This window comes from Reella acinonychis (assembly GCF_052384575.1).
Taxonomy (GTDB): Bacteria; Pseudomonadota; Gammaproteobacteria; order Enterobacterales; family Pasteurellaceae; genus JBQSUQ01.
The window spans coordinates 1-1,146 of the sequence record NZ_JBQSUQ010000018.1; the positions used below are offsets into that span (position 1 = coordinate 1).

Consider the following 1,146-nt stretch of genomic DNA (forward strand, 5'->3'; position numbering starts at 1 on the left):
GGCCACCTTCACGAATCGCAAAACGTAAACCTTCGTCCATCGCGATTGGGTGAATTAAGCTCACAGTCATTTTGACGTTGTCGCCTGGCATTACCGTCTCTACGCCTTCTGGTAATTCAATCGTACCAGTTACGTCTGTTGTACGGAAGTAGAACTGTGGACGGTAACCTTTGAAGAATGGAGTATGACGACCACCTTCTTCTTTTGATAATACGTAAACTTCTGATTCGAAGTCTGTGTGTGGAGTGATTGAACCTGGTTTCGCTAATACTTGACCACGTTCGATTTCTTCACGTTTAGTACCACGTAATAATGCACCAATGTTTTCACCCGCACGACCTTCGTCTAATAATTTACGGAACATTTCAACACCAGTTACTGTAGTTTTGGTTGTGTCTTTGATACCAACGATTTCTACTTCATCACCTGTACGGATGATACCGCGCTCTACACGACCTGTTACTACTGTACCACGACCTGAGATTGAGAATACGTCTTCGATTGGTAATAAGAATGGTTTATCAATCGCACGCTCTGGCTCTGGGATATAAGAGTCTAAGTGACCCGCTAATTCAATGATTTTTTCTTCCCACTCTGCTACGCCGTTTAATGCTTGTAACGCTGAACCACGTACGATTGGTGTATCATCACCTGGGAAGTCATATTGAGATAGAAGTTCACGCACTTCCATTTCTACTAATTCTAATAACTCTTCGTCATCTACCATGTCGCATTTGTTTAAGAATACGATGATGTAAGGTACACCTACTTGGCGACCTAATAAGATGTGCTCACGAGTTTGTGGCATTGGACCATCTGTTGCTGCTACTACTAAGATTGCACCATCCATTTGTGCCGCACCAGTAATCATGTTTTTAACATAGTCCGCGTGTCCTGGACAGTCTACGTGGGCGTAGTGGCGAGTTGGGGTATCATATTCAACGTGTGATGTATTGATGGTAATACCACGCGCTTTTTCTTCTGGCGCGTTATCAATTTGGTCGAATGCTCGTGCTGCACCACCGTAGTTTTTCGCTAATACTGTGGTAATCGCTGCTGTTAAAGTTGTTTTACCGTGGTCTACGTGGCCGATTGTACCCACGTTTACGTGCGGTTTTGTACGTTCAAATTTTTCTTTAGACATTG

Annotated in this window: 1 protein-coding gene; it reads right to left on the reverse strand. The window is 43.6% G+C overall.

The features are described from left to right. Positions 1 to 1,144 (reverse strand): elongation factor Tu (gene tuf, locus ACT2CV_RS08945; RefSeq protein ID WP_464974061.1); only part of this gene is annotated, 1,144 nt, incomplete at its 3' end. Positions 1,145 to 1,146 lie beyond the last annotated feature (2 nt).